This window comes from Paenibacillus harenae DSM 16969, from assembly GCF_000422465.1.
GTDB lineage: Bacteria > Bacillota > Bacilli > Paenibacillales > Paenibacillaceae > Pristimantibacillus > Pristimantibacillus harenae.
The window spans coordinates 257302-280660 of sequence record NZ_KE383843.1 but is presented as its reverse complement, the minus strand read 5'-3'; the positions used below and the strand labels follow the sequence as shown (position 1 = coordinate 280660).

Genomic DNA, 23359 nt, shown 5'->3' with positions numbered 1-23359 from the left:
CGGTTAGACAAAGAGGAGGTCCAACATGAAGGCGGTATTGGTCGGTTTAGGAAATTTCGGTTCAGGGTGGTACAAGAGACTGAGTGCTCATGCAGGCGTGAAGAGCGTATGCGTAGTTGAAGCGAACGTTCAGCTGCGGGAAACGATTGATCCGGAAACCCCGTTTTATACTTCTCTGGAAGATGCCATTAATCGTGAGAGTCCTAATTTCGTCATTAACGTTACGCCTCCTCACGTTCACACGGCGATTAACGAGATTGCGTTTAAGCACGGCCTCCCTGTGCTTTGCGAGAAGCCGATTTCGAACGATATTACGGATGCGCAATATATTGTTGAACAGGCTGAAAGGAGAAACATCCCGTTCATGATCTCTGAGAATTACCGTTTTTTCGCCCCAGTGCTGAAGGCGAAGGAGTTATTGGACAACGGCGCTATCGGATCATTGTCATCGGTGCATATCGAATTCGACCGCTATCATGTCGTACCCGTTCCTTATTTCGGACGAATGGCAAACGGACTGCTGGAAGATGTCACGATACATCATTTCGATATGATCCGTTATTTTACCGGTCAGGAAGCGGTGAAAGTGATCGCCATGAATAGCAACCCGCCCGGAAGCTGGTCGGAGACGACAACGATTCACCTATGCGCTTGGATGGAGCTTGAATGCGGAACCGTCGTAGATTATCACGGCAACATGATGGCCAAGGGGAAACAGACCGAATGGTATGGAGATTGGCGTTTCGAAGGTTCGGAAGGTGCGATTACGATAACAAGCAACCGCGTTACGCTTATGCGGGATGGGATATCCGATAAAGTGTATACTTTCGACGGAGTAGGAGACATGTTGTCGCTCGATGAATTTCTGGCTGCGTTGAAGGAACGGCGTGAGCCAAGACCAAGCGGAAGGGATTATCTGAAGTCGCAAAGCTTGGTGCATGCCGCAGCCGTTTCGTCGAGAAAAGGCATAATGCTTACCGTCGAAGAAGCGTTGAGAGTGACGTAACAACAACTTGAGTTCTAGCTTTGTCCATCTCTGAAATCAAGAATGAGAACAAAGCGAAAAATGAAGCGGGTACCAGGGAGGTCAACATGTTGACATTAGACGAACTAAAGAAACTCGGTTCATGTGTTAGACTTTCAGACTATACGACAGCTTCAGAAAATGAATTGGTTGTTGAAAAATCGTGGACGGATCATCTGCTACAAGCAAGAGTGGTGAACCGCTCCGACCGGCCGAAGCAATTGAAAGAGGTGGTGCTGTTCGCCGGTAATACACCATACAGTCCCGACACTCCCTTCTACGGAGAAGGCTATCAGATGCTAACCCAATATGGGGGAACGCTCACGTCTCCCTTTCCTATTGGGGCTTATGGAACCGATTGGGATTTCTTCCGTTTGCCAAGGACGCCGTTTCATAAGAACTTATGGACCGTATACAATTTGTTGCTTCTGTCACCCGAGCAGCTGGGGCATCAGCTTCTGGCTTTCATGTCTTGTCACCGGTTCTCCGGTGAGTTTCGGTTCAGAGGCTCTTACATGGAAGTGATTATGGACATGGAAGACTTGACGTTGGAAGCAGGCGGTTCGTGGGATTTGGAGGAATTCGTATTTTCCTCCGGTCCCGATCATAACCTTCTGCTGGAGGATTTGGCCGGGCATCTGAACCGGAATCATCCACGCCTTCATTATCCGGAAATTCCGACCGGCTGGTGCTCCTACTATTGTCTGCGTCCGATGACAGCGGAAGGGTTCTACGACAATGCGCGGGCGATGAAGCAGCGTATCCCTGAGCTGCGACGGATTCAAATTGACGGTGGATATGCTGCAGCCGACGGCGATTTCTTAATTCCAAATCCAACGCTCGGAACCGATGTCAAAACGATCAGCGACGGCATCCGCGCAAACGGGATGGAAGCCGCCGGTTATATTTCACCGTTCATCGTTGAACCCGGTTCTGTATTGCTTCAGGAGCACCCGGATTGGCTGGTCCAAGACGAAGAGGGAAAACCGAATAACGGAATCGGACAAAAAAAGAAATCGCCAGACAAACAATGGTATATGCTGGATACGACACATCCTGAAGCGCTGAACTATTTGCGTTCCTCCGTCAAGACGATGCACGACGATTGGGGCTGGCGTTATTTCAAAATGGATTTCTTGCAGTACGGCGGGCTGCCGGGGAAGCGTTATGATAAAAACGCAACCCGCATCGAGGCATTCCGTCGCGGTATAAAGGCCATTGTCGACGAAGTCGGGCATGACAGCTTTATTCTCGGCTGTAACGCGCCATTCTGGCCGCTGCTTGGTCTTGTTCACGGCAACCGGATTACTAATGATATAGCACGGGACTGGAAACATGTGAGCGGCAATGCGAAGGAGCAGTTCCGTCGCAACTGGCAAAACGACACCCTGTGGTACAACGACCCGGACGTCATCGTACTCGAGAGAGTGACCTTCAAATCCCGGACGATAAGCGGGGAAATTGCAGGTGCAACCTCGGTCATCTCTGACCAGGAGCTTGAATTCCATAAAGCGGTTATTTTAGCGTCCGGCGGTATGATTGTTAGCGGCGACTTGATCCCTTCCATGTCGGAGAACAATATTAATGTGTTAAGAAAGCTCCTTCCTCCGACGGGCAAAGCGGCCTGTTTCGACGATAATAACTACATCATCGGGCGAATCGATTTGGGGAACCGGCAGGCGATCTGTGTGTTTAACTTTGATAATGAACCGAAGGACTTCGAATTCGTGTTGGAGGGGAGTCATCTCCTTTATGATTTTTGGACGGATGAGGAAATCGGGGTATACACGGATAAGGTTCAACTGAGATGCCTGGATGCGCATTGCGCCAAAGTGCTTTACTTCAAAACCGAAGCGAATAAGTAAGATCGTAAGATCGTTATGTCAGTGAGAGAGTTAATTCATATGAGATCCTGCAAGCTATTGGAGGAATAAAAAACCGCTTAAAATAGCGGTTTTTTATGCTTTTCAGCCGGCCATTTTTCTTAGTTTTATTTCGAATGGAGGGATGATTATGAGAAGGAAAAGTTACTTCGTAAAACTGCTCTCCTTCAACACTGTTCTGGTCATCATTGCCGTTTCGTTTCTCGGTTATATTGCCTATTATAAGACCTCCCGCTTATTGGACGAGAAGATCGATAAAATAAACGCACAGCTGTTACAACAGACACAGCTGCAGCTGGAAAATTCATTGCAAACCGTTGAAAGCGCCATCATCCAATTCACTCGGCTGCCGAGCTTTACAGGCGTATTGGACGAAGACCTCACGATGATCAGCTATGACAATTACGTAAAAGTTAACAACATCGTGTCGGAGATCAGCTCATTATATTCGCATTCCTCGATCATTAACAGTCTGGAAATTGTTAATTTGGAAAAAGGATGGGTTTTACAAAACGGAGGAGCACTCTCGATAACCGAGGCATACACGGATGAAGAGATGGTTCAGCTTAGGCGAATCGCTTCAGGCTCTACATGGAGTAAAACAGCGGATTCCGAGTTTTTCCAATATACATTGAAGGTACCTTCATCAGCCTTTGACCGGTACCAGAGAATCGTGAGAATAAAAATTTCAAGCAGTGATATTTTTCGCGAGCTGATACCGAGTAAAGACTTGGGCCAAACGACGCTAATTGACGACCAGGGCAAAGCGATTCGGAACATCACGCAGTATGCCCTTCGCAATCAAGACGTGAACCGTATTGTCCGAACGTTACAATCGCAAGTGAAGCAATATCCGCAAGGCAATTTCTTAGCCAGAATCAATGGTTCCGAGTATTCGTTCATTTATCGGCATTCTGAGAAATACGAATGGACTTATTTGTCGATGGTATCGACCCTTGAAACCGCGCAAAGCTCCCGATTTATCGGTCTGTTTATTTTTTTTACAGGTTTAGTCGTGAGCGGCGTATTTTTCGTGCTTTCCTTATACGGGACCCGAAGACTGTACTCTCCTATCAAACAGTTGTACCATATGGTCTCAATGAATTCAGCAGACAAATGGAATGTCCGATCGCAAAGCAACGAAATGGATTATATTAATAACCGGATGCAGGTTTTTTTTCAGGACAGCCAGAAACTTAGGGGCCAATTGTATATTCAAACGAATCAGCTGAATGATTTTTTTGCTTATAAATTGTTTCAAGGTGAAGTGAAGCCTCAGGAAATCGTAAATAAATTCGGGCATGATGCGGGCTGGAACCAATTTTGCGTGCTCGCCTTGCAGATCGACACTTTAAAGGATAGCGGGTATATGGATAAGGACCGCGATCTTTTATTATTTGCCTTAAAAAATATGCTGGGCGAGACCGCCGCGGAATTGTTAGTGCTGAATCCCGTCATTATCAATCATATGCAGGTCGTCCTGCTCGGCACAGCGCATCAAAATGTTGACGCGTTTAAAGAGGAGCTATATTTACTTTCGCGTACGATCCAGGAGGATGTAAAGCAGTATCTGCGTCTTCATATAAGCATAGGGATCAGCTATCCGTTCAACCAGCCGGCAGAAGCTTCTACGGCTTATGGCGAGGCGACGGATGCGTTAAAATCAAGGTTTATTCACGGCAGGGAAGCCATCCTGTATGCTTCGGATTTTGATGCGAACGAATCGGGCAATACGGTGAAATACCCTGGATTTATGGTGAAAGCATTAATCGATGCGATCAAATTCGGTGATGTGGAGCAATCGAAGTGTATGCTTCATAACATCATTGCGGAAATGTGTTCGGGACACTATAGCTATCGGTATTGTTCCATGTTTGTTTTTCTGTTACTGATGGATTTGATCAAGATTTCCCATCAATCGGATGAAAGGTATACATCCTTGATCAAAGAAATACCGATTTTTCAGAAGCTGGATCAATTGCTGCAGACGTCCGTTCAAGAATTGGAGGCTTGGATTTACGAGCATGTCGTTGAACCGCTCTTGGAGGAAATGTTGGCTCGCAGTGAATCCCAGCGGAGGAGTATCATCAAAACACTAATTCAAATCATCCATGATGAATTCGATTCAGAGCTGACGCTGGAAGTCTGCGCTTCCCGTCTTCATTATAACCCGAACTACTTGGGGCAAATTTTCCGAAAAGAAAAGGGGATCAGCTTCAGCGATTATATATCACAAAATAGGCTGAATATGGCGAGAAAACTGCTGGCTGAGACCGAAGATCAAATTCAGGAGATCGCCGAAAAGTTGCGGTTCAGCAATTCTCAAAATTTCATTCGCTATTTTAAGAAGATGGAAGGGATCACGCCCAAGCAGTATCGAGATAATCTGATAAAGCATAACGATTGATGTACCTATGATAGCGCAGATTGCCGGCTCACGACAGAGTGTGCGCAGTCTGCGCATTCTTTTTACTAATCCGGATAATCATTTTGTTACTATGCTGGGGATTACCCGCTAAAACAGGGGAGACGGAATGATCAGAAGAGAACTGCTGGGCGGATTATTTACAGAAGTCACCCCACTCCAGTACCGTAACGTTAACAAATATGTGATGGGAGGTATCTTCTTGAAAGCATTGCCAGACCTAGCGCAAAATAATCACCATCTTAGCATCGCCCGGAAGTCTGAAGGGGTATGGGCCAAGCTCTTGAAGGAAGTTAAAAGGGACTACTGGTTATATCTGATGCTGGTGCCGGGTGTGCTATATTTTCTGATTTTCCGTTATGCTCCGATGTGGGGGCTGGTCATTGCGTTTCAGAATTATATGCCGTTTCTAGGAATCGCTAAAAGTGAGTGGGTAGGCTTCGCTCATTTTCATGCTTTGTTCACGAGTCCCGATTTCTGGATGCTGCTGCGAAATACCTTAATCCTGGCGGCTTACAACATTTTTCTTTTCTTTCCGTTGCCTATCATTATTGCGCTAATGCTGAATGAAGTCCGGCATGAAGTGTATAAGAAGGTCGTCGTTTCGTTGATTTACGTTCCGCATTTTCTTTCATGGGTTATCGTTGTGAGTTTTTTCTATTTTTTCTTTTCGATTCAGAATGGTATCGTCAATGAGATCTTGCAGTCGCTTGGTTTCCAGAAGGTGCATTTTCTGGACAGCGCACGCTGGTTTAGGCCGATGGTCACCTTGGAAATCATCTGGAAAGAAACGGGATGGGGAACGATTATCTTTATGGCGGCGCTGGCCGGCGTCAATCCCCAGCTTTATGAAGCGGCCCGAATGGACGGAGCGAACCGCTGGCGGCAGCTCTACCACATTACGCTGCCTTCGATACGAAGCACTATAATCATCCTGCTGATTCTGCGGCTGGGATCGTTTCTGGATTCCGGTTTCGAACAAATCTATCTGATGCTTAATACGCTGAACCGCGAAGTCGGGGAGGTGTTCGACACCTATGTGTACACGGTGGGGATCCTGGGCGGCCAATTCGGCTTCAGCACGGCGGTCGACATGTTTAAGTCGGTAGTCGGACTCGTTTTGGTTCTGATCACGAATCGGCTGGCCAAAAAATTCGGGGAAGAAGGCATTTACTAAAGAATGACGAGAAAAGAGGTGAAGACATGGATATGAACAGATCTTGGGGCAGCAAGGTATTCGACAGCGCCAATTATTTTCTATTATTTCTGATGGCCTTGATTACGATCGTTCCCTTTCTGCTCAACGTAACCGGCTCGTTCGAAGCTCCGGTGGAAGCTCTTCGGAAAAGCTTTGTAATCTTCCCGAAGACGTTTTCGCTCGCGGCTTACCGGTACATTTTCAGCACGAATACGATTCCGCACTCGTTATTGGTCACAATATTCATCACGGTTGCGGGAACGGCCATTAACATCGCGCTTACCTCACTGATGGCTTTTCCTTTGGCCAACAAACGGCTGCGGGTACGAAAGCCGGTCATGCTATTGGTCATTTTCTCCATGCTGTTCAGCGGAGGAATGATTCCGACCTATCTGGTCGTGAAAAATCTGGGGCTGCTCGACACATACGGCGCCCTGCTGCTTCCCGGGGCCATCAGCGCATTCTTTCTGATTATATTGAAAAACTTTTTCATCCAGCTGCCGGATGAATTGGAGGATTCGGCTCGGATCGACGGCTGCAACGATCTACAGATCTTGTTTCGGATCGTGATTCCGCTGTCGATGCCGGCGATTGCAACATTAACGCTGTTTTATGCGGTTGGGCACTGGAATCAATTTCTAAACGCCCTTCTCTATATCAATGATGCAAGCAAGTTTCCGATCCAGGTATGGTTGCGTCAAATCGTCCTTCTGTCGCAAACCGGCATAGGCGATTCCGCAAACAACTTCGAGGGGGTGATTCCGCCGGGAAAAACGATCCAAATGGGCGTGACGGTCGTATCCACTGTTCCCATCTTGCTCGTCTATCCTTTCTTGCAACGGCATTTTGCGAAAGGCGTGCTGCTCGGGTCCGTGAAAGAATAGGAAAAGCCCGAGACCGGAAAATCAATACAATAAAAATATGGAGGTCATGGGTTCATGGGAAAAGAGTTTAAGCGAATTGTACCAGTGGTATCGATGCTGCTTATCGCGGCATTGACCGGATGCTCCGGAGGCAGCAATAAACCGTCCGCAACGGTTAGTACGGATTCGGCAGCGCCGCTTCGAATCCAAATGATGAGCCAATTTGAATCTGCGGAACCCCCGACAGCGGACAACCCCATTGTGAAATACATCGAACAGCAGACGAATACGAAGCTCGATATCACATGGGTGCTTAACTCCAATTATACGGATAAATTGAACGTGACGATGGCATCCGGGGACCTGCCGCAAGTGATGCTAGTCGTTAATCCGCAGGATACGGTCATCGTGAGCGCCGCGCAGAGCGGGTTCTTCTGGGATGTCGAGCCCTATTTGAAGGATTATCCGAACCTGAGCAAATTAGATATAGATACGCTGAACAATACCCGGATCAACGGTAAAATATATGGTCTTTACCGGGGTCGTTATCCGGAAAGGGTCGTCATGTATTATCGGAAGGATTGGCTGGATAATGCCGGGATCAAAGAACCACCTAAAACCGTGGACGATTATTATAACGCGATAAAAGCGTTTACATTGAACGACCCGGATAAAAACGGGAAGCAGGATACATGGGGCATCACCGAAAATAAAGATTTAGGTACCTATACGTTTCCGCTCCTGTTTGGAGCGCCGAACGGATGGGGTTATATCAATAACCAGGTTATCCCCGATTTCATGACCAACGAATATATGGACTATTTGAAATTCATGAAAAAGCTGTACGACGAAAAGATTATCAATCAGGACTTTGCTACTGTGCCGGGCGCTAAAGTATCGGAGGATTGGACCAGTGGGAAAATCGGCATCAGAGGAAACATCGTTGAAGCGTACCGCGGCGAAACGTTCGTCGGCCTTGGGAAAACGCTGCCGGGCGCAGACGTTCACATCATTCCGGCGCTCGTATCGACGACCGGCCAGAAGCGGGTTGCCAAGGGCAGCGGGTTCCTGGGCATGTATATGTTCCCGAAGTCGAGCGTCAAGACAGAAGAGGATTTGAAGAAGATTCTAAGCTTCTTTGACAAGATGGCCGACGACAAGATGGTGAAAACGGTCATGCTTGGCATTGACGGGGTTCATTACAAGGAAGAGAACGGCGTTCAAAAGATATTGGACGAAACCAATTACAACAAGGAAGTCGTGCCGGTCCAACACCTTGCAATGCGCATGGACCTTGTCAACAACGGAACGCCGCTAGCGAAAGAGGCTGCGGATACGCTTGAGGAGATCAAGCAGTACGGCGTTGCGGACGTATCGCACGGACTCATCCTCAGCGTCGAAAGCAAGAAGAAGCTGTCAACGAACAAGAAAATCATCGACGACGCGAAAATCAAGTTCATCATGGGCGTAATCGACGAAGCGGGCTGGGGCAAAGAGATTGAGAATTGGAAGCAGTCGGGCGGCGCCGACGTTGTCAAGGAATATACCGAGCTGTACAACAAATACAAGAAATAACGGAGATTAAAAAAAGGGAGTTCTGGAGTGTGATTTCATTTATGAATTATCGAGAGCTTGTGTCTCGCGGTGATTTGCATTACGAGCACACGGTCAAAAGAAGCGAAGGAGGACTTCCGATCGGTAACGGGAGGATGGGAAGCCTTCTTTGGACATCGCCGTCGGCCGTGAAATTGCAGGTCAATCGCGTCGATGTGTATGCTAATGACCGATCCACGAACAGCTTCAATCAAAGGCATTTGGATTACGCATACGCCTGCGGTTTCGTCGACATCGATTTTGTGGATAACGGAGAAGACGCGTTTCAGGACGGAACTGTACGCCAGCATTTAAGCTTATACGATGCGATGGCTACCATTCGCGGCAACGGAGTCGGTCTCGAGGCATTTGCTTATGACCACAGCGATGTTTTTGCCTTCAAGGTCGAGGATGGAAGGAAGAACCCGCAAGGCATCAACATCAAGCTGAAGATGCTTCGGCCGGCAGAAGTCGCAACTAAGAATCATACGGCTGTCTCCAAGCTCGTCATGCACAAGGACGTCATGATCTTGAAGCAGGAATTCAGAGAGGGCAGTTATTACTGTTCTTCGGCGGTCGCGGTCGGTATATCCGGGCGCGGCGGTGTCATCCGGATGAACGATGAGCTTGGCGGAAGGGCGCCGGTCGCCGATTTTAGAGTAAGTAAAGTTCTCGGTCAGCCGAATGAAACAGAAATGCGCCTATGCATCAGACCGGAAACGGGAAACTTCGAAATCTTCATTGCGAGCAGCGCCACCTTTGATGAAAACGAAGACGTTGCCGCTTCGGCAATAAAGCAATTGGAAGCGGCAAGAAATGCAGGATATGATCGCTTGCTGCAGGAGCATCAGCTTTGGTGGAACGAGTTTTGGCAAAAATCCTACATCTTCTTAAGCAGCGATGATGGCAGCGCCGAATTTGTGGAGAAGCATTATACGTATTATGTATATCTAATGGCGTCTAACTCCCGGAGCGGAAAGTATCCGCCTAACTTCGGCGGTATGCTGCTGAGCCCGCGCGGGGACTTCAGACACTGGGGAGCGATGCAGTGGTGGAGCAATCTCAGGTTGTATTACAATGCGGTTCAGGCAACGGGTCACTATGAATTGATGCAGCCTTATTTCGATATGTATTCGGGCATGTACGATTCGTGCGCTAAAGCGGCGGAACAGCAGTGGGGAAGCAAGGGGATCTATATCCCCGAAACCGTTTGGTTTAACGGCGTGGATGAACTGCCCGAAAATATTGCTGCCGAGATGAGAGAACTGTACTTACTGCGCAAGCCTTGGGAGGAACGATCTGAAATATTCAAGCAATATGCGCATAACAAGCATCCGCATGAGAGTCGTTGGAACTGGAAGGGACACGAAGAATGGATTGACGGAAGCCTGGTCTATTCCGATAAGAGCTGGGGTCCCTTCGGATCCACGACCCACATGTTTTGGAACATCGTCGGCATCGCCTATCATTATTGGAATTATTATGAATTCACTAAAGACCTGACATGGCTGAATAAACGGGCATACCCGATGATCAAAGGGGCCGCGGAATTCCTTCGCAATTATCCACACTTGCGTAAGGAGGATGACGGCAAATACCATTTGCACAACACAATTAGCGGTGAGAAGTACATTGGAGGAAAGGATACGATTCAAGTGATGTCTGCGCTTCACGGAATCTTTCCGGTGCTGCTGAAGGCCTCAAATGTATTGGATGCGGATCAGGACATGCGTCCGTTGTGGGAGGAGTTCTATCGCAACCTGGCTCCGCTTCCGCGAAGCGATCATCCGGAGGCGATCTATAAAACAAAAGAAAAAGAGGAGCCCGTGTGGGTAGGCGCGATCGGGCGGGTGCTTGATGATCGTCAGGACATCGCTACCGATCCGATGCGGGATTTTATTCTCTGCTCCCTAGAGACCGCGAGTGAAAATCCCGATTGGTTCAAGACAGGCAAAGCCACCCTTGCCTATCAGCGGGATAGGCTGGGAGGAGACTGGGGCAAGGCTGCAACCGAGATGTCATCCGTTACCGTAATGCTCGCAGGTATGGGCGAGGCCGAAGGTTTTAAACAAGCCGTGTTGGCGCAGCTGGAATGCGTAAATGCCGAGCGTGAATACTGCTACTATGCAGATACGGGGAAAATCAAATATTACGACAACCGGCTGACGGTACGGGAAGGCGTCAATGCCATCAGCGCGCAGAGGCTCGGAAATGTGGCGCACGGCCTGCAGCTTGCGCTCTGTCAAAGCCAACCTGGCGCACCCGGCAAAGAGCCAGTTATTAACGTCTTCCCGGCCGTCCCCGACGGGTGGGATGCGGAATTCTCGCTCTGGTGTCATGGAGGTTTTAATGTGACGTCCTCGATCCGCAATGGCGTTATCGTTTCGTTAAGCATTGAATCCACGCTCGGAGGTATTTGCAGACTGCGCAACCCTTGGGGGGAGCGGCAAGTGTCCGTGAAGAATGGAGATCGTGAATCGAAAATATTTAGCGGCTCATTGCTTGAATTTGAAACCTTGGCAGGCGAGGCGTTCAACTTTATCGAGATGGAAGTAAAGTAGAGGTATGAATAAAGCAAAAATCATTCAAATCGGTACAGGGCTGCACGGATTCATCCTATCAACGGAAGAAGTCGAATTGGCCGCGATAGTGGATATGAACGCGGACAATTTGGAGAAGGCTCAGCACTTGCTGGGGGACAAGCCTATTCCCGCTTATTCGGATTACAACAAAGCGCTTCAGGAAACGAAGGCTGACATCGCGGTGGTGGTCACTCCTCCCGGCACGCACAAAAAAATTATGAAGGATATGCTGAAAGCGGGACTTCATGTCATTTTAGAAAAACCGATTTCTATGGATTGGAACGAATCCGTAGAAATGGCGGACATTGCCGACAAAAGCGGCAAGTATGTCATGATCAGCCAAAATTACCGCTGGAATAACGTTATTCAAGCAGTCAAAGCCGCTGTGGATTCCAATGTCATCGGCCGCATTGAGGAAGTGGAATGGTTATTCGCACGCAATCATACCGCGACCAGCTCGTTCGTCGTATGGCGCAAGCAGATGGAAGAGATGTTTTTGAAAGAAATGTGCGTTCATCATTTCGATTTGATGCGGTATTTGCTAGGTGCCAATGCGGTATCCATCTATGCGGAAAGCTCAAATCCATCCTGGAATTTTCTCGATAGCAACGGAGCGGTTTCCGCCATTATCCGTTTTGAACAAGGCGTGATGGTACACTACTACGGGAGCTTTATCAATCGCGGAACCGAAACGCCATGGCACGGCTATTTCCGACTTATCGGCAGCGAAGGCGCGATCGAATCTTACGACGATACTCCCTGCATCGTCAAGCTGGATGGCTCCAAACAACTTATTCCGCTAGCGGATATGGCTCGCACGGGATTGAAGTTTTCGCTTTTTGATATGCTTCATTCGGTCCGGGAAGGCCGTAAGCCGATTACCCATATAGGCGATAATCTGCATAGCTGGGAAATTGTGTGCAGGGCGGTCGATTCAATTAAGGCGGAAAGAAGGATCAGCTTTTAATAAAAGGAACCTTCGGTTGGGAGATGATCATTACGGGAAGTAAGCGAGAAATGTCGTTGGATGACCGGTTTCAATTAAAAACTTTGAGGGGGAAGCAAGTATGTTGAAAAAAATGATGGCCATTTCTATGAGTGTAATCGTTTTGTTCTCTGCCACCGCTTGCAGTGGGTCGCAGCCGGCCGACTCTCCCGGCAAAATGGATGCATCCAACAATAGCCCTGCAACAGATGCCCCAAAAACCGACACCGAAGATGCGCCTATGACCATCCGATTCGCGACTTGGGATACGGCCAGTTCATTGGAAACGTATAAAGCTGTTGTGGACGGTTTCCAGGCTAAATATCCGAACATCAAGGTTCAGGTGGAGTCCGTACCGGATAGCTACGAGCAGAAAATATTTACGTCGCTTGCCGCCGGCAACGCTCCGGACGTCTTCTTATGGTGGAACTATCCGCAGCTTGTGGCCCGAGGGGCCGTCGAGCCCTTAGACTCCTATATTAATAGCGGCGAGATAGACCCCAATCAATATTACCCCGAGATTTTTAACGCCTCCAAGGTGAATGGCGTTCTCTATTCCATTCCAAATATCCCAACCAACCTCTAGTGAAGTAATCAGTAGAAAATAAAGTTTTATACTGAAAATTAGAGTGTTAGACTCTTGAAAATATTGTTGTAGACTAAGAAAATAAATTATAAAAATGAAGATGCTTCATTAAGCTAACGGGCGGCGTGAAAATTAGCATTTTAATATGTATCACTAAGGTCAAACCGAATGGCAAATGAACTTGGGACATGTCGGAGGAAAAGGAAACTATTTAGAGTGACACTGCATTGTCAAAGGACAAGAACATACATCCATGAAGCTCCGCGCATAGCGCGGCTTTTTTATATTTGGGATGCAAGTTCTTGTCCTTTCTCCAAGAAAAGAACTCGGCGCTCAGAGCGGCAAAGCTTTGGAAGTATATGGGGCTGGCAAAGACGACGGAGCGAATGTGGATATTTGGTCATATGGCGGCGGAGCACACCAAAAATGGAAGATAGTAAGCAATGGTGATGGGACATTGAAATTCGTCGCTTCTAATAGCAATAAGATTCTTAATGTAGATGGTAACGGAACTGCGAATGGGACAAACGTGAATATTTGGTTGAATAGTGGATCGACTGGTCAGAAGTGGAAGTTGATTCGGAGATAGATATCACCCTTCAAAAAACCAAGTAGCTTTATAACAAGATTACGATTAATATAAATATTCTTCCGGCGAAGCCGGGAGAATATTAAGAGAGATGTCTTTGAAACCTGTGAAGAAATGTTTATTGAAAGCAAAGGAACAAACCTTTCAATGGATTAAGTGCGTATAACCCTTTCAGATGAGGAAAGGGTTATTTACTCATTCATTTATTCCGGAATTCCTGGGGCGTGCTGCCATAATGCTTCTTGAAGATTTTAATGAAATGCGGCGGCGCCAGAAAGCCTAATTGACTGCTGATCTCGGTTATTTTCAAATCCGTGTGGCGCAGCAGATGCGTAGCGCGTTCCATCCGGATCCGATACAAATAATCACCGATCGTCTCGCTTGTCACAGTTTTGTAGACTTTGGACAGATACACGGGATGCAAACCGATGTAGTCGGCAACAGTCTGCAGGGAGATACCTTCCGCAAGATGCTCTTGAATAAACGTCCGGACTTTCGAAGCGATCAACTGATGGGAATCCTCCATCTGATTCGAAGCTTTGGCCCGGATGGCATAGACCATTTTCTCCGCCCAGTCGTAGATTCGTTGTCCCGAGAGTTGACTTTTCTTCCGCAGAAGAAGATCGAATTCATCGCCAAACTGATCTTCGATCGTACCGTCTTCGGCCGATAACGACAGGCTTAAGGAGGACGAGAGGTAGAGAAGGATCGTGAACAACTGGTCGCCTGAAAGGTTAGTATTCGGATCGCCGATAGATAGGATTCGTCTGATCTTGGCGAGCGCTTCGTCCCAATTCCCCGTTTCGAGCAGAGACGGGAGTAGAGGAGGTTCGTGCAGATTGATAATGCTGCGAGGTTGCGCGCTCACCGCCGTATCGTCCAACGTAATAAAATAACTCTTGTTCCGTCCAACGTTGCGGTTAATCGCGGAAACAGAGGCATGGTACAGATCCGAAAGGGTATCGGGAAAGTTCCGGACACTGCTCAGACAGATGGACAGCGAGCCCTTCAAGTATTTCTGGACATGATTTTGCAGCTTAACCGCACAGGAGTCGATCATTGGAAGTGCATGGTTGTCGGTTGACTTGATCAAAAAAACCAGATACCCCTGTTCCGTGATGCAGTGCCATAATTCGAACAGCTCCTGAAATACTTCTTCGCCGATATTGGTGACGGCGAATTCCAGGAGCGAGAGGGAGTGAAGGTCATATCCCGAGAAATCCTCCTCTAACCGGACGACCATCAAAACAAACGGATCGGCTGATCTGAACGAAATGTCGAGCATAGCCAGACGCTCTTGCAAGACTTCTGGCGGCATTGGTTTCTTCTGAAGCAGATCGTTCAACAGCTGATTTTGGAGAAGCGGCTTGTTAGCATGCAGCGCATGCTTAATGCGCTGGTAAGAGCTGATCTCGGCCCACTCGCGTTCGATGTCCTGAATGGCCGTCTCGACCGATCGAATCAGCTCGCCGACATCGACGGGTTTAAGCAAATAGTTCATCGTTTTGTGCAGGATCGCTTTCTGGGCGTACTCGAATTCATCATGCCCGGACAAAATGATGCACCGAATCTTTCGTGAGAAATGCCGGACACGTTCGATCAGCTCCAATCCATCCATCTCTGGCATCCGGATGTCGGTTATCATGATATCAACGGAATGCTTCGTCGCTATCTGCAGAGCTTCATGTGCCGAGTAGGCCCGGTGGACCTCCTCGATCCCATAATCCTCCCACGGGATCGTCAACGCGAGGCTGTCTACGACCGAGGTTTCGTCATCGACGATTAGTAATTGGTACATCGTTTATTCCCCCTCATCTATAATACCGTTCGGCCAATACAGAGTGACGTATAAACCGCCAAGGTCGCTTCGAGCGAACTCGATTCCGGCCGGAGCCGCGAAATGAACGTCCATACGCTGTCGGATATTCCAGAGCGCGCAGCCCATCGAGTCGTCAAGCGGCTGCTGCATCCGCCAAAGCAGCTCACGTATGTCTTCTTCCGCCATCCCCTTGCCGTCGTCTTCGATAACAAGCCGGTAACAGTCCCCGTCTTCGTAACCAGTAATCCGGACGAGTCCCGCGCTCATCTTCTTCTCGATGCCGTGAATGACGCTGTTTTCGACCAGCGGCTGGATCAGCAGCTTCGGAATACTCAGCCGCATCATGCCGTCCGGGATGTCGATTTCGTATCGGAGCCGCGCCATGCGCAGACATTGGATTCTAAGGTAGTTATTCACTACGCTCAATTCCTTCTCCAGCGTTGTCGTCGGCTCGTCCAGCCTCGTCGAGTACCGGAAATATTCAGCCAGATTTTGCGTCATCGCTGTCACGGCCTCGTCATTGCCCAGGCGCGTCATGTTATTAATGAAGAATAGACAGTTATACAAGAAGTGAGGGTTAATCTGGGCCTGTAATTGTTTGACCATGGCCTCCCTCGAAGCAATTTTCTCTTTATAGACCTTCTCGATCAAATCTTCGATCTGGGCTGCCATTTCGTTGAAGTTGTCATACAGAAAATCAAATTCGTTGCGGCTCGCGCCCTTGATCCGGAACGAGAAATTTCCGTGTTTAAGCAGTCGAACACCTTTGAGCAGCGTCAGAAGAGGTACCTGCACTTTCCTGTAAAGGAATAAAGCGATGACTGCACCAGCTAGAAACAACATGGCGCAGGTGATATAGAAGAAAATTTGGGTTCTTGTGATCGGTTTAAGCGCTTCATCCATGGGCAAATAATTGATCAAGTACCAGCCTAAGGCATCCGATCGCAAATATGTCACCAAATATTCCGTTCCATCAACAGAGATCGCTTCGGTACCTTCTTTCCCAACGGTCAAAAAGGGGATAAGCTTGGACATAATGTTCCGAATGACGCCGTCATTCGAACGATGGTTCGAAATGATGGGATTTCCAGCAAAATAGAAAAATGGGTTATTGTTCTCAACTCTAGACCGGTCAAGCATCTCCCGCAAATTGTTGACGGGAAACGTGACGCGGATCGTGTATCCTTCGTGGATGCGATATGACGAGAATCTCTCCTGCACTGGCTCAAGAATCCAATCATCCTCACTTACGTCGCCAGGAGGGGCTTCTTGGGTTGCAGTTGAACCGATCCACTTGCCAAGGATGTGGGAGTAGATCGACACTTGATTGTTCCATCCCTCCGAAAAGCTTTGAAGATTCATTTTGTCCGTTAAATCCATCATGAGTTTGACCTGATCATAGTTGTCCAACAAATGAATAGAAGGAAGCAGGCCGACTTTAGCGTCTGTCTCAAGCGCCATGGACAACATGGTCAATTGCTGAACATTATGATCAAGATTGTTAACAACGAAGCGCAGTCGGTTCAAGTTATTGGATTGAATATCTGTTCGTACCGTTTTCAGGCTAGTGTTGATGGTGTACGTATACAAGCTTAATACGATTACGGTCGTCAAGAAGATCAGTACGAGTATGCTATAGAATGTCCGGTATTGTTTGAACATGGCACCGATTCCTTTGCTATGGACTTGTCTGATCTCATTGTAGGCATGCGGAAGCCTATTGGCTACAGAAAATTAAGATTGCGTTATCTATCTTTGGATAGCGTTATATCGAATCGTGAAGCTCGGGCTTTACAATAAAGCCAAGAAATTGATTTCAACAGGAGGAACTTATGGAGACCGCGATCCGAAAAGAGACATCGATCAAGAAAACAAAAGAAAGGGTGGTTCGCAGGAAAGACAGCTGGCAGTTGTATTTGATGCTGCTGCCAGCGGTTGTACTTACAATTATTTTCGTTTACGTACCCATGGGCGGCATTGTTATGGCTTTTCAGGAATACAAGCCTTACCAGGGTATTTTGGGGTCCAACTGGGTTGGATTAGACCAGTTCAAATTTCTGTTCGAGTATCCGGACAGCGTCCAGGTTATCTGGAACACCCTGCGCATCGCTATACTCAAGCTGGTCTTCGGTTTCTTTTCCACGTTAACGTTTGCCTTGTTACTTAACGAGGTTCGCAAGAAATTCTTCCGCAGTACGATCCAGACATTCGTATTTCTGCCCCACTTTCTCTCGTGGGTCGTGCTCGGCGGCATCTTCATCGATCTGCTGAACCCGGACACCGGTCTGGTCAATCAACTGCTGAAGGCGCTGGGAGCGGAGCCGATCTTCTTCCTTGGCGACAACAATTGGTTTCTGGCTACCGTTGTGTCCACCGAAGTCTGGAAGGAATTCGGCTATGGCTCCATCATCTTTCTGGCCGCATTGGCGGGCATTAACCCGGCGTTGTATGAAGCTGCGCAGTTGGATGGCGCAGGAAGATGGAAGCAAACGCTGCATGTTACCATTCCATCGATCATTCCCACGATTACCGTCGTGCTGACGCTGTCTCTCGGCCAATTGCTGAACGCGGGCTTCGACCAGATTTTCAACCTTTATAACATGCTCGTATATGAGAAAGGCGACATCATTGACACATTCGTTTACCGGATCGGCTTGATCGATGGGAATTACAGCTTCGCGACTGCGGTCGGTTTGTTTAAATCGGTAGTCGCTACAATCTTGATCGTGACGGGATATCGCATTGCCTATATCGTGTCGGGACATAAAATTTTCTAAGGAGAAATCAGAATGCAGACGATGACGACAGCACAGCGTTGGTTTCAATTGGTCAATAACGTTTTTATGCTTATTTTTGCCTTAATTTGTGTCATTCCACTCATTCACGTTATATCGCTTTCCTTAAGCTCGAGCGCGGCCGTCATGGCGAACGAAGTCACGTTCTGGCCGGTCGGTTTGACCTTCAATTCCTATGAGAAAGCGCTCGAAAACCCTAACATCGTGCACTCGGTGTGGGTTTCCGTACAGAGGGTCGCTTTAAGCCTCGCGATGGGTGTCATCGTCAATTGTTTAGCAGCTTACGTCATGTCCAAGGGTGGAGGAAGGGACGGAATTGCCGGATACAAGGGATTCATCGGTTTCTTCGTCGTCGCCATGCTGTTTAACGGCGGGATGATTCCGACCTACCTGCTCGTGACCCAGATCGGCCTCAAAAATTCTATCTGGGCGCTCGTACTCCCATCGCTGATGAACGTATTCTACCTGATCCTGATCATGAACTTCTTTAAAGCGCTGCCGAAAGAGCTGGAAGAAGCCGCCTTTATGGATGGGGCGAACCATTGGCAGGTATTCTCCCGCATGTTCATGCCGTTGTCGCTTCCGGTTCTTGCGACCGTGGGCATGTTTATGGTGGTGAACGATTGGAATGAATGGTTATCGGGAACCATTTATATGCAATCGGATAACGTGCCGCTCAGCACGTTCCTGAAATCGATTATTGCCGTGCCTGTCATTAATGACAGCAACGCCGAAGATGTCGCCAAATTGAACAACCGTTCGATCGGAGCGGCGCAAATCATTATTGGAGCGTTGCCAATCCTGCTCATTTATCCCGTTCTGCAGAGGTTCTTTGCGCAGGGCATCGTGATTGGGGCCGTCAAGGAATAATATTCCTCAACTTAATAATCTGATGTTAAGATTGCGCTATCGAAAGTTAATTATGCGATATTTCAAGCATATGAAAACGCTTTTATAATGAAAGTGAAAGATCAAATATAATATGGGGGTTATGAGCATGATCAAAAAAGGAAGGATGCTGATTGCGGTGCTTGCTTCGGCGGTCCTGATCGGTTCTCTGGCCGCTTGCAGTGGGAATGCAGGCAATAAAACAGCTTCCAATGCGGGCAAGGAAAGCGGTGTGAAGCTGGACATCGTGAGCGGCAAGATCGAACCGGCGGTAACGATCACGACCGTAAGAGGCGAAGACCCGACGGCGAAATTCAAGAACGGCGAAACGTATGCGGATAACGTGCATACCCGCTGGGCAAACGACACGCTCGGCGTCAAGATCGAGACGCTGTGGACCTCGCCGCTGGGCGACGGCTCTTACGACACCAAGCTGAAGCTGATGCTGTCCGGAGGCGATAAACTACCCGATGTCTTCGTTTCCACGCAATCGAATACGACCAACATGTTCCTTGAATCCGGTAAAGTACTGGACGTCGGCGAAGCGTTCGAGAAGTACGCCTCCCCGACCTGGAAAGCCGCGATGGCGGATTCGCCGAAGGCTTGGGAGCCGTACATTCGCGACGGCAAGAAATTCGCGATTCCGATCCTCAGGCAAACGATGGGGACGCAGTCGCCGATATGGATCCGCCAGGATTGGCTGGATAAACTGGGGTTGAAGGCGCCGACGACGGTCGATGAGCTTGAGAAGGTCATGGATGCGTTCGCGAACCAGGATCCGGACGGCAATGGCAAGAAGGACACGATTGCGCTCGACTTTGGCATGAAGGATGCCTTCATCGGATACCCGATCGGCGATTCGTCCTGGATCTTTGGCTTGTTCGGCGCGATTCCGGAGCGCTGGTACCCGGGCCAAGACGGCAAGCTGCAATACGGATCCGTTCAACCGGGCATTAAGACCGCCCTGGCGAAGATCAAAGAATGGAAGGATAAGGGCTATATCGCGAACGACATCGCCCTTCATGATTTCAACAAGGTGGTCCAGGACGTCGCGTCAGGCAAAGTCGGCATCCTCGGCGGCGAGTCTTGGCTTATGGACTATCCCGGCTCCCTGATGCTGGCAAGCAACCCGACCGCGATGTATGCGCCGTATCCGCTTCCGGAAGGGGCGGACGACAAGAGCATGCGGACGATCGGATACCCGTCTGCAGGCGCGATTCTCATCAGTAAGGACATTTCGGAAGCATCGCTTCAAGCTTTCTTCCATTACATGAACTACCTGCACGAAGTTTTCAACCAGGAGGATCCGTTCTACTTTAAGGGGTTCCAAGAGGGTTACGACTACGTGGTTAGAGACGGCAAGGCCGTCCTGGACGAGAAACAAATACCAGGCGGCAAGATCCAGACCTTCAAGTACACGTTAACGGGCAATGCGGTTACGTATCCGTCGAAACAATTGGAGGGCACGCTCCGAAATGCCAAAGGAGAAGCGGAGACGAATAAGGACTTCGTACTGGGCGCGCCTGTCGGCGCCGTCGGCCCCGATGATTCGAACCCGCTGGCCGGAATTTCCGTTCAAGCGGTCGCCGTTATCTCCACCCAGACGGACGCCGATGTTCCGGAGTATTTCCAAGGGCCGCCGACATCGACGATGTCTTCGAGGAACGAGCTGCTCCGCAAAATGCAGATGGACACATTTATCCAAATTATTTACGGCAAGCAGCCAGCCGATACATTCGATGCGTTCGTCGAAAAGTGGAAGTCGACCGGCGGGGACGCTATCACGAAGGAAGTCAATGAATGGTACGACTCCGTGAAGTCGGTGAAATAAGATTGTACGTCCAACAAGACCTTGGCCCGCGCCAAGGTCTTGTTATTAGCGCCGGTCAATGCGCGGCTGCCGGGAAAATGGCGCGATCGCATATCGTTTTCCGGTGCGGCGGATGCTATTTTTAAAAGCGTGGATGGCGTGATCGTCGACGGCTGTCTGCCCGTTGATTCTAAATTGGAGCAAAGAGGTAAGTCATGTCAAGCGATGGTGCATAGAGTGCCCACACAAACAAAAATCGTCGCGTTTATGTTCGACGACGGACCGAATCCAGTTTATACGCCGCAATTGCTGGAGATCTTCAGGAAGGTAGGCGGCAAAGCGACCTTCTTCATGCTCGGCTCCCAGATCGATGTGCACCCGGATACCGCAGCTGCAGTCCATGCGGAAGGGCATGAGATCGCGAACCATAAGTATACGCACCCTTATTTGACCCGGCTGACGACGGAGGAGGCGCGCTGAGCTTGTCCGGACCGATGAACGGATCCACGCGATCACGGATCCACGCGATCACGGGTGCGCCCGTACGGAATTTCCGACCGCCGTTCCTGGATGTGAATGACGATATCCTGTCCTTGGCGGACGACCTCGGCTACAGAAGCATTGGCGCCGTCAATTTGGAGAGCCGGGACTGGTAACAGCCTGGTATCGAAACCATTTTGGAGAACACGCGCGGAAGTCTCGGCAACGGCTCCATGTTGCTGTTTCACGATGGTTACGGCGACCGTTCCCAGACCGTTGAAGCCGTCCGCATTCTTGTAGACGAACTGATTGGGGAAGGCTGGCAGCTTGCGACTGTAAGTGAGCTGCTGGCGATCGCGGACGCGGAAGTAGATCAGACATGACGGAGAGGATGGATTGGATATGAAACGAATTCAAGCAGCAGGCATGAAATTCAGGAATGAGGACGGCCATCAGATCATCCTGAACGGCATTAATCTCGTTTGCAAGAAGAAAAACATGGGTTATCTCGAGCCAAACACGATGGAGCTGCTTCGCCATTACGCCAGGCGGGGCTTCAACTTGGTTCGGCTTGGCATCTTCTGGGATGGCGTCGAGCCGGAGCCTGGCGTGTATGACGAAGTTTACCTGGATAAAGTAGCGGAAGTCATTCATGAGGCCGAAAAGTGCGGGATTTATATTCTGCTGGATATGCACCAAGACCTGTTCGCCACGAAATTCGCGGACGGCGCGCCGGATTGGGCGGCTCTGGACGAAGGCCTTCCGCATCCCGAGGATTGTGCCGTTTGGTACGAAGCCTATTTGAAGAGTCCGGCCGTCATCAGAGCGGCGGACAATTTCTGGGCGAATAAACCGGCGTCCGACGGCGTCGGCTTACTGGACCATTACGAAGCGATGTGGGAGCATATTGCCGCCAAGTTCAAAGGTTATCCCAATTTGATCGGATTCGAGCCGATGAACGAGCCCTATATGGGCAGCATAGCGCCGCAAGCGTTCGGCACGGCGGTCGCTACCATAATGCAGACAAACCCCAGCTTCGATATGACGAACGTGAAAGCCGTTACGCCCGAAGAAAGCGAAACGATGAAGCGGATCCTGACTGATCAATTCATGAAATTCGACCGGGAAGTGCTCATGCCATTCTACAACCGGATGCTGCGCGCCATTCGCAAGTCGACCGACATTCCGCTGACAACCGGCGGCAACATCTACAGCAGCTCGTTCATCCAAACCGGAATCGGGAAGATCGGCAGCCCGGACGGACAGGTGGATATGCAGCAAGTCTATGCGCCTCACGGCTACGATGCCATCGTAGATTTGGAGCTTTCCGATTATGGCGAGGTTTACAATTATGAAAATGTTACGAACCTATTCGCGCAGAAGCGCGCTTCGCAGGAAGAGCTGCAGGTTCCCGTAATCGTCGGCGAGTGGGGGGCGTTCCCGAGCGGCACGTTCACGAACCGGCTCATCGAGCATATGACGAGGATTCTGGAAAAATATTTGTGGAGCAGCACCTATTGGGTGTATTACCAGGGGATGGAGAACGACCCGAACTATAGCGGATTGGAGCGGGGCTACCCCGTTACGATCGCCGGAAATCTGCTATCGTATCACTACGATTACGGGAAGAAGAAGCTTATTTCAACGTGGGAAGCGGAGAGAAACGGGAAGGTGGTTTTATACATTCCGGACTTGTCCGCAATACGTCCGAACAACATTCAGGTTTCCAAGCAGGCCGATATTGTCATTGAACCGATTCAGGGCGCACTTGGCGGCTACGTAACGATCGAAGCGAAAGAAGAAGGGCTCGTAGAGGCGATTGTCGGGTAAAGCCGGTCT

General features: G+C 49.2%; 19 protein-coding genes. 17 read left to right on the top strand and 2 right to left on the bottom strand.

Going from position 1 to position 23359, the window contains the following annotated elements:
• The first annotated feature begins 25 nt into the window (after positions 1-25).
• The 10 genes from H581_RS0120730 (at position 26) to H581_RS39730 (ending at position 13728) form a co-directional block, all read left to right on the top strand.
• Complete coding sequence (locus H581_RS0120730; protein WP_028611680.1) at positions 26-1006, top strand: Gfo/Idh/MocA family protein; 981 nt, start codon at positions 26-28, stop codon at positions 1004-1006.
• 86 nt (positions 1007-1092) lie between these two features.
• Complete coding sequence (locus H581_RS0120725) at positions 1093-2889, top strand: glycoside hydrolase family 36 protein (RefSeq protein WP_028611679.1); 1797 nt, start codon at positions 1093-1095, stop codon at positions 2887-2889.
• 148 nt (positions 2890-3037) lie between these two features.
• Positions 3038-5314, top strand: coding sequence for a helix-turn-helix domain-containing protein (locus tag H581_RS0120720; protein WP_028611678.1), 2277 nt, complete (start codon positions 3038-3040; stop codon positions 5312-5314).
• Between the two features lie 337 nt (positions 5315-5651).
• On the top strand, positions 5652-6509 hold the full coding sequence (locus H581_RS0120715; RefSeq protein WP_425414640.1) for an ABC transporter permease: 858 nt from the start codon (positions 5652-5654) through the stop codon (positions 6507-6509).
• 26 nt (positions 6510-6535) lie between these two features.
• Positions 6536-7414, top strand: coding sequence for a carbohydrate ABC transporter permease (locus H581_RS0120710; protein ID WP_028611676.1), 879 nt, complete (start codon positions 6536-6538; stop codon positions 7412-7414).
• A gap of 54 nt (positions 7415-7468) precedes the next feature.
• Entirely contained in the window at positions 7469-8968 is a 1500-nt protein-coding gene (locus H581_RS34835) for an extracellular solute-binding protein (protein ID WP_051251144.1), read from the top strand.
• A 41-nt stretch (positions 8969-9009) separates the two neighbouring features.
• Positions 9010-11547 (top strand): glycosyl hydrolase family 95 catalytic domain-containing protein, encoded by a 2538-nt coding sequence (locus tag H581_RS34830; protein WP_156889653.1) that lies wholly within the window; start codon positions 9010-9012, stop codon positions 11545-11547.
• A gap of 4 nt (positions 11548-11551) precedes the next feature.
• On the top strand, positions 11552-12535 hold the full coding sequence (locus tag H581_RS0120695) for a Gfo/Idh/MocA family protein (protein ID WP_028611675.1): 984 nt from the start codon (positions 11552-11554) through the stop codon (positions 12533-12535).
• 100 nt (positions 12536-12635) lie between these two features.
• Entirely contained in the window at positions 12636-13139 is a 504-nt protein-coding gene (locus tag H581_RS0120690; RefSeq protein ID WP_028611674.1) for an ABC transporter substrate-binding protein, read from the top strand.
• Positions 13140-13431: 292 nt separating this feature from the next.
• Positions 13432-13728: an RICIN domain-containing protein gene (locus H581_RS39730; protein ID WP_028611673.1), complete on the top strand. Its 297-nt coding sequence runs from the start codon at positions 13432-13434 to the stop codon at positions 13726-13728.
• Between the two features lie 199 nt (positions 13729-13927).
• Here H581_RS39730 and H581_RS0120680 read toward each other — a convergent pair whose 3' ends face one another.
• On the bottom strand, positions 13928-15526 hold the full coding sequence (locus tag H581_RS0120680; RefSeq protein WP_028611672.1) for a response regulator transcription factor: 1599 nt from the start codon (positions 15524-15526) through the stop codon (positions 13928-13930).
• A gap of 3 nt (positions 15527-15529) precedes the next feature.
• Positions 15530-17209 carry a sensor histidine kinase gene (locus H581_RS34825; RefSeq protein ID WP_028611671.1) on the bottom strand — a complete coding sequence of 560 codons (1680 nt, stop codon included), beginning with the start codon at positions 17207-17209 and terminating at the stop codon, positions 15530-15532.
• A 170-nt stretch (positions 17210-17379) separates the two neighbouring features.
• Between H581_RS34825 and H581_RS0120670 the strand changes: the two genes are divergently transcribed.
• From H581_RS0120670 to H581_RS34815, 7 genes are all read left to right on the top strand, one after another.
• Complete coding sequence (locus tag H581_RS0120670) at positions 17380-18324, top strand: ABC transporter permease (RefSeq protein WP_036719512.1); 945 nt, start codon at positions 17380-17382, stop codon at positions 18322-18324.
• Positions 18325-18336: 12 nt separating this feature from the next.
• Complete coding sequence (locus H581_RS0120665) at positions 18337-19212, top strand: carbohydrate ABC transporter permease (protein ID WP_028611669.1); 876 nt, start codon at positions 18337-18339, stop codon at positions 19210-19212.
• A gap of 127 nt (positions 19213-19339) precedes the next feature.
• The gene (locus H581_RS0120660; protein ID WP_028611668.1) at positions 19340-21061 is read left to right on the top strand and encodes an extracellular solute-binding protein; all 1722 of its coding nucleotides are present in this window, start codon (positions 19340-19342) and stop codon (positions 21059-21061) included.
• A gap of 39 nt (positions 21062-21100) precedes the next feature.
• Positions 21101-21520, top strand: a complete 420-nt coding sequence (locus tag H581_RS39500) for a polysaccharide deacetylase family protein (protein WP_342663431.1) — start codon at positions 21101-21103, stop codon at positions 21518-21520.
• Positions 21521-21522: 2 nt separating this feature from the next.
• The gene (locus H581_RS39495; protein ID WP_342663430.1) at positions 21523-21696 is read left to right on the top strand and encodes a polysaccharide deacetylase family protein; all 174 of its coding nucleotides are present in this window, start codon (positions 21523-21525) and stop codon (positions 21694-21696) included.
• Between the two features lie 21 nt (positions 21697-21717).
• Positions 21718-21903: a polysaccharide deacetylase family protein gene (locus H581_RS39490; protein WP_342663429.1), complete on the top strand. Its 186-nt coding sequence runs from the start codon at positions 21718-21720 to the stop codon at positions 21901-21903.
• A gap of 19 nt (positions 21904-21922) precedes the next feature.
• Positions 21923-23350: a glycoside hydrolase family 5 protein gene (locus tag H581_RS34815; RefSeq protein ID WP_051251140.1), complete on the top strand. Its 1428-nt coding sequence runs from the start codon at positions 21923-21925 to the stop codon at positions 23348-23350.
• Positions 23351-23359: the final 9 nt, after the last annotated feature.

Coding starts and splice junctions, on each gene's coding strand:
- H581_RS0120730 (WP_028611680.1), top strand. CDS start 26: ATGAAGGCGGTATTGGTCGGTTTAGGAAATTTCGGTTCAGGGTGGTAC.
- H581_RS0120725 (WP_028611679.1), top strand. CDS start 1,093: ATGTTGACATTAGACGAACTAAAGAAACTCGGTTCATGTGTTAGACTT.
- H581_RS0120720 (WP_028611678.1), top strand. CDS start 3,038: ATGAGAAGGAAAAGTTACTTCGTAAAACTGCTCTCCTTCAACACTGTT.
- H581_RS0120715 (WP_425414640.1), top strand. CDS start 5,652: ATGCTGGTGCCGGGTGTGCTATATTTTCTGATTTTCCGTTATGCTCCG.
- H581_RS0120710 (WP_028611676.1), top strand. CDS start 6,536: ATGGATATGAACAGATCTTGGGGCAGCAAGGTATTCGACAGCGCCAAT.
- H581_RS34835 (WP_051251144.1), top strand. CDS start 7,469: ATGGGAAAAGAGTTTAAGCGAATTGTACCAGTGGTATCGATGCTGCTT.
- H581_RS34830 (WP_156889653.1), top strand. CDS start 9,010: ATGAATTATCGAGAGCTTGTGTCTCGCGGTGATTTGCATTACGAGCAC.
- H581_RS0120695 (WP_028611675.1), top strand. CDS start 11,552: ATGAATAAAGCAAAAATCATTCAAATCGGTACAGGGCTGCACGGATTC.
- H581_RS0120690 (WP_028611674.1), top strand. CDS start 12,636: ATGTTGAAAAAAATGATGGCCATTTCTATGAGTGTAATCGTTTTGTTC.
- H581_RS39730 (WP_028611673.1), top strand. CDS start 13,432: ATGCAAGTTCTTGTCCTTTCTCCAAGAAAAGAACTCGGCGCTCAGAGC.
- H581_RS0120680 (WP_028611672.1), bottom strand. CDS start 15,526: ATGTACCAATTACTAATCGTCGATGACGAAACCTCGGTCGTAGACAGC.
- H581_RS34825 (WP_028611671.1), bottom strand. CDS start 17,209: ATGTTCAAACAATACCGGACATTCTATAGCATACTCGTACTGATCTTC.
- H581_RS0120670 (WP_036719512.1), top strand. CDS start 17,380: ATGGAGACCGCGATCCGAAAAGAGACATCGATCAAGAAAACAAAAGAA.
- H581_RS0120665 (WP_028611669.1), top strand. CDS start 18,337: ATGCAGACGATGACGACAGCACAGCGTTGGTTTCAATTGGTCAATAAC.
- H581_RS0120660 (WP_028611668.1), top strand. CDS start 19,340: ATGATCAAAAAAGGAAGGATGCTGATTGCGGTGCTTGCTTCGGCGGTC.
- H581_RS34815 (WP_051251140.1), top strand. CDS start 21,923: ATGAAACGAATTCAAGCAGCAGGCATGAAATTCAGGAATGAGGACGGC.